This is a genomic window from Pseudomarimonas salicorniae (assembly GCF_023156535.1).
GTDB lineage: Bacteria > Pseudomonadota > Gammaproteobacteria > Xanthomonadales > Xanthomonadaceae > Pseudomarimonas > Pseudomarimonas salicorniae.
The window spans coordinates 1-5,780 of sequence record NZ_JALNMH010000028.1 but is presented as its reverse complement, the minus strand read 5'-3'; the positions used below and the strand labels follow the sequence as shown (position 1 = coordinate 5,780).

Annotated in this window: 2 tRNA genes and 3 rRNA genes; all 5 read right to left on the bottom strand. The window is 55.4% G+C overall.

The window, feature by feature from the left end:
• Nucleotides 1-154 precede the first annotated feature (154 nt).
• Nucleotides 155-270 (bottom strand): 5S ribosomal RNA (rrf, locus tag M0G41_RS18525).
• Nucleotides 271-391: 121 nt separating this feature from the next.
• Nucleotides 392-3,270, bottom strand: a 23S ribosomal RNA gene (locus M0G41_RS18520).
• A 196-nt stretch (nt 3,271-3,466) separates the two neighbouring features.
• A tRNA-Ile gene (locus M0G41_RS18515) sits at nt 3,467-3,543 on the bottom strand.
• 25 nt (nt 3,544-3,568) lie between these two features.
• Nucleotides 3,569-3,644, bottom strand: a tRNA-Ala gene (locus M0G41_RS18510).
• A gap of 246 nt (nt 3,645-3,890) precedes the next feature.
• A 16S ribosomal RNA gene (locus tag M0G41_RS18505) occupies nt 3,891-5,431 on the bottom strand.
• The 16S, 23S and 5S rRNA genes sit together here with 2 tRNA genes alongside, the layout of an rRNA operon.
• Nucleotides 5,432-5,780 lie beyond the last annotated feature (349 nt).

Genomic DNA, 5,780 nt, shown 5'->3' with positions numbered 1-5,780 from the left:
GGACTGGCTGTCCGGATAGGCCGAGAGACGCTGCGCGATCGGATTAATTGCAGGGCGCAGAACGACGAAACCTCCAGCGTGAGCCGGGGGTTGGACGTTTGAAACCTGAAAAGGGAAAGGGCCAGTCCATACGGACTGGCCCTTTGGATAAAGCCCCTGGCGATGACCTACTCTTGCATGGACCAGTGCCACACTACCATCGGCGTATGAGCGTTTCACTTCCGAGTTCGGGATGGGATCGGGTGGTTCCACTCAGCTATTGTCACCAGGGAGAGGGTGGAGGGTCGCCGGATGGATTGCTCCAACAGCGCACACGCTCTCATGGGGGACTTGGGACGTAACAGAGTTTGTGCTGTCTCAACGTGTGGTTGAGGAAGCAACTTGAGGTTATATGATCAAGCCGCACGGATCATTAGTATCAGTTAGCTCAACGCATTGCTGCGCTTACACACCTGACCTATCAACCAGGTAGTCTTCCTGGTTCCTTTAGGGGAGTCGAGCTCCCGGGAGGTCTCATCTTGAGGCGCGCTTCCCGCTTAGATGCTTTCAGCGGTTATCGCTTCCGTATATAGCTACCCGGCAGTGCCACTGGCGTGACAACCGGAACACCAGAGATACGTCCACTCCGGTCCTCTCGTACTAGGAGCAGCCCCTCTCAAACCTCCAACGCCCACGACAGATAGGGACCGAACTGTCTCACGACGTTCTGAACCCAGCTCGCGTACCACTTTAAATGGCGAACAGCCATACCCTTGGGACCGACTACAGCCCCAGGATGTGATGAGCCGACATCGAGGTGCCAAACACCGCCGTCGATATGAACTCTTGGGCGGTATCAGCCTGTTATCCCCGGAGTACCTTTTATCCGTTGAGCGATGGCCCTTCCATACAGAACCACCGGATCACTAAGACCTACTTTCGTACCTGCTTGATCCGTCGATCTTGCAGTCAAGCACGTTTATGCCTTTGCACTCATTGCACGATGTCCGACCGTGCTGAACGTACCTTCGTGCTCCTCCGTTACTCTTTGGGAGGAGACCGCCCCAGTCAAACTACCCACCATACACGGTCCCTGACCCGGATAACGGGCCGAGGTTAGAACGTCAAGCACATCAGGGTGGTATTTCAAGGCTGGCTCCATGCAATCTGGCGATCACACTTCAAAGCCTCCCACCTATCCTACACAGACGAACTCAACGTTCAGTGTAAAGCTGTAGTAAAGGTTCACGGGGTCTTTCCGTCTTGCCGCGGGAACGCTGCATCTTCACAGCGATTTCAATTTCACTGAGTCTCGGGTGGAGACAGCGCCGCTGTCGTTACGCCATTCGTGCAGGTCGGAACTTACCCGACAAGGAATTTCGCTACCTTAGGACCGTTATAGTTACGGCCGCCGTTTACCGGGGCTTCGATCAAGAGCTTCGCTTGCGCTAACCCCATCAATTAACCTTCCGGCACCGGGCAGGCGTCACACCCTATACGTCCACTTTCGTGTTTGCAGAGTGCTGTGTTTTTGATAAACAGTCGCAGCGGCCTGGTCACTGCGACCCCGGGGTGCTCAGCTACGCATGTAGCCACACCCTGGGGTGCACCTTCTCCCGAAGTTACGGTGCTATGTTGCCTAGTTCCTTCACCCGAGTTCTCTCAAGCGCCTGAGGATTCTCACCCTGCCTACCTGTGTCGGTTTACGGTACGGTCGTTGTAATCTGAAGCTTAGAGGTTTTTCCTGGAAGCGTGGCATCAGTGACTTCAGGTCCTAAGACCCTGGTCTCGGTGCTCGGTGTATGTGATCCCGGATTTGCCTAAGATCACCACCTACCGCCTTTCCCCGGGACAACCAACGCCCGGTACACCTAGCCTTCTCCGTCACCCCATCGCAATTACAAGCGGTGCTGGAATATTAACCAGCTTCCCATCGACTACGGCTTTCGCCCTCGCCTTAGGGGCCGACTCACCCTGCGTCGATTAACGTTGCGCAAGGAAACCTTGGGCTTTCGGCGTGCGGGTCTTTCACCCGCATTATCGTTACTCATGTCAGCATTCGCACTTCCGATACCTCCAGCAGACCTTACGATCCACCTTCGCAGGCTTACGGAACGCTCCTCTACCACTCAATCTTGCGATTGAATCCCTAGCTTCGGTACACAGCTTAGCCCCGTTAAATCTTCCGCGCAGGCCGACTCGACCAGTGAGCTATTACGCTTTCTTTAAAGGGTGGCTGCTTCTAAGCCAACCTCCTGGCTGTCTATGCCTTCCCACATCGTTTCCCACTGAGCTGTGATTTGGGGACCTTAGCTGAGGGTCTGGGTTGTTTCCCTTTTCACGACGGACGTTAGCACCCGCCGTGTGTCTCCCGGATAGTACGTGCTGGTATTCGGAGTTTGCCATGGTTTGCTAAGTCGCGATGACCCGCTAGCCATAACAGTGCTCTACCCCCAGCAGTATTCGTCCGAGGCGCTACCTAAATAGCTTTCGAGGAGAACCAGCTATCTCCGAGTTTGTTTAGCCTTTCACTCCTATCCACAACTCATCCCCGACCTTTTCAACGGGCGTGGGTTCGGGCCTCCAGTAAGTGTTACCTCACCTTCACCCTGGTCATGGATAGATCACTCGGTTTCGGGTCTACACCACGCGACTATTCGCCCTATTCAGACTCGGTTTCCCTTCGCCTCCCCTATACGGTTAAGCTCGCCACGTAATGTAAGTCGCTGACCCATTATACAAAAGGTACGCAGTCACCCCTTGCGGGGCTCCCACTGCTTGTACGCATACGGTTTCAGGTTCTATTTCACTCCCCTCACCGGGGTTCTTTTCGCCTTTCCCTCACGGTACTGGTTCACTATCGGTCGGTCAGTAGTATTTAGCCTTGGAGGATGGTCCCCCCATGTTCAGACAGGGTTTCACGTGCCCCGCCCTACTCAATTTCATCGACTGTGCCCTTTCGAATACAGGGCTATCACCTTCTATGGCCGGACTTTCCAGACCGTTTTCCTAAAACACAATCGACTTTTGGGCTGTTCCCCGTTCGCTCGTCACTACTCAGGGAATCTCGGTTGATTTCTTTTCCTCCGGGTACTTAGATATTTCAGTTCCCCGGGTTCGCCTCGTACACCTATGTATTCAGTGCACGATACCCTTGCGGGTGGGTTTCCCCATTCGGACATCGCCGGATCAAAGCTTGTTGCCAGCTCCCCGACGCTTTTCGCAGGCTGCCACGTCCTTCATCGCCTCTGACCGCCAAGGCATCCACCGTATGCGCTTAGTCGCTTGATCATATAACCCCAAGTCGCCTCAGGGTCGATCTCACTCTTCGCTTACTTGCCTCAACGACACGTTCGACAGCGACCTCCTGAACTCATGGAGGCCACTCAAACGCTGTTACGTCCCAAGTTGTCAAAGAACGCGACCAGGCCTCAACGCCCAGCCGCTTCAATTCTTCGTGTGCGCTATCCAGAGTTGTCGCTCAGCGTGGTGGGTCTGGGAGGACTCGAACCACCGACCTCACCCTTATCAGGGGTGCGCTCTAACCACCTGAGCTACAGACCCAAGGCTGTTTCTCGCCATCTCACAGTGGTGGAGCCAGTCGGGATCGAACCGACGACCCCCTGCTTGCAAAGCAGGTGCTCTCCCAGCTGAGCTATGGCCCCGTCTTACCTTTTAACGTTGCCGAGGCTCAGCTGCTCGACCCCGGCCCTTCGGCTGGTGCCTGCGGGCGCTCAACCTTCATGAAGCTTCGCTTCATGTGGCGCTATGCGCCACCAGGTCTTGCCCCAGCTGAGCTATGGCCCCGTCAATGGACGGAGGACAACGACGCGCCTTGCGCGGTCGCCGTCTTACTCTGGATGCAGGTTACTTGTGCGGGCGCCTGACGGATGAACGATCCGTCGTGCTCAAAAGGAGGTGATCCAGCCGCACCTTCCGATACGGCTACCTTGTTACGACTTCACCCCAGTCATCGGCCACACCGTGGCAAGCGCCCTCCCGAAGGTTAAGCTACCTGCTTCTGGTGCAACAAACTCCCATGGTGTGACGGGCGGTGTGTACAAGGCCCGGGAACGTATTCACCGCAGCATTGCTGATCTGCGATTACTAGCGATTCCGACTTCATGCAGTCGAGTTGCAGACTGCAATCCGGACTGGGATAGGGTTTCTGGGATTGGCTCCACCTCGCGGTATTGCAACCCTCTGTCCCTACCATTGTAGTACGTGTGTAGCCCTGGCCGTAAGGGCCATGATGACTTGACGTCATCCCCACCTTCCTCCGGTTTGTCACCGGCAGTCTCCTTAGAGTTCCCACCATTACGTGCTGGCAACTAAGGACAAGGGTTGCGCTCGTTGCGGGACTTAACCCAACATCTCACGACACGAGCTGACGACAGCCATGCAGCACCTGTGTCACGGTTCCCGAAGGCACCAATCCATCTCTGGAAAGTTCCGTGCATGTCAAGGCCAGGTAAGGTTCTTCGCGTTGCATCGAATTAAACCACATACTCCACCGCTTGTGCGGGCCCCCGTCAATTCCTTTGAGTTTCAGTCTTGCGACCGTACTCCCCAGGCGGCGAACTTAACGCGTTAGCTTCGACACTGAGCTCCAAGTTGAGCCCAACGTCCAGTTCGCATCGTTTAGGGCGTGGACTACCAGGGTATCTAATCCTGTTTGCTCCCCACGCTTTCGTGCCTCAGTGTCAGTGCTGGTCCAGGTAGCCGCCTTCGCCACGGATGTTCCTTCCGATCTCTACGCATTTCACCGCTACACCGGAAATTCCGCTACCCTCTACCGCACTCTAGTAAGCCAGTATCCAATGCCATTCCCAGGTTGAGCCCAGGGCTTTCACATCAGACTTAACAAACCACCTACGCACGCTTTACGCCCAGTAATTCCGATTAACGCTTGCACCCTTCGTATTACCGCGGCTGCTGGCACGAAGTTAGCCGGTGCTTATTCTTACGGTACCGTCATCCCCACTCGGTATTAACAAGTGGTATTTCTTCCCGTACAAAAGGGCTTTACAACCCGAAGGCCTTCTTCACCCACGCGGCATTGCTGGATCAGGCTTTCGCCCATTGTCCAATATTCCCCACTGCTGCCTCCCGTAGGAGTCTGGACCGTGTCTCAGTTCCAGTGTGGCTGATCATCCTCTCAGACCAGCTACGGATCGTCGCCTTGGTGGGCTTTTACCCCGCCAACTAGCTAATCCGGCATAGGCTCATCCAATCGCGTGAGGCCCGAAGGTCCCCCACTTTCACCCGAAGGTCGTATGCGGTATTAGCGTAAGTTTCCCTACGTTATCCCCCACAACTGGGCAGATTCCTATGCATTCCTCACCCGTCCGCCACTCGCCGCCAGGAGCAAGCTCCCGCGCTGCCGTTCGACTTGCATGTGTTAGGCATGCCGCCAGCGTTCAATCTGAGCCAGGATCAAACTCTTCAGTTAAAACTTCCGGACACCCGAAGGCATCCAATCTTGTTGCAACTGCAGAAGTCCGACCCAAGCGTCGCTGACTACTAAAATCAATTGACTCTTAGGTGTACAGCCCAAAGGCCATACGTTGGACGTTCTGCAAGATGGACTTCTCACCCATCCGCAGACGCCCGCACAAGTCACCTGCGCACACTGTCAAAGATCTCGCGAATTCGGCCTCAGCGCCTCTTCGCTTGCCGATCGAACGTTTCCGTCCAACCGAGCCGCACATCTTACACCGTTTCCGAAGTCCGTCAATACCCTCAAACGAACTTTTCTACTCCGGTCCCTCCCGCTTCGCCGCCCCGAAAGACCGCCCCGC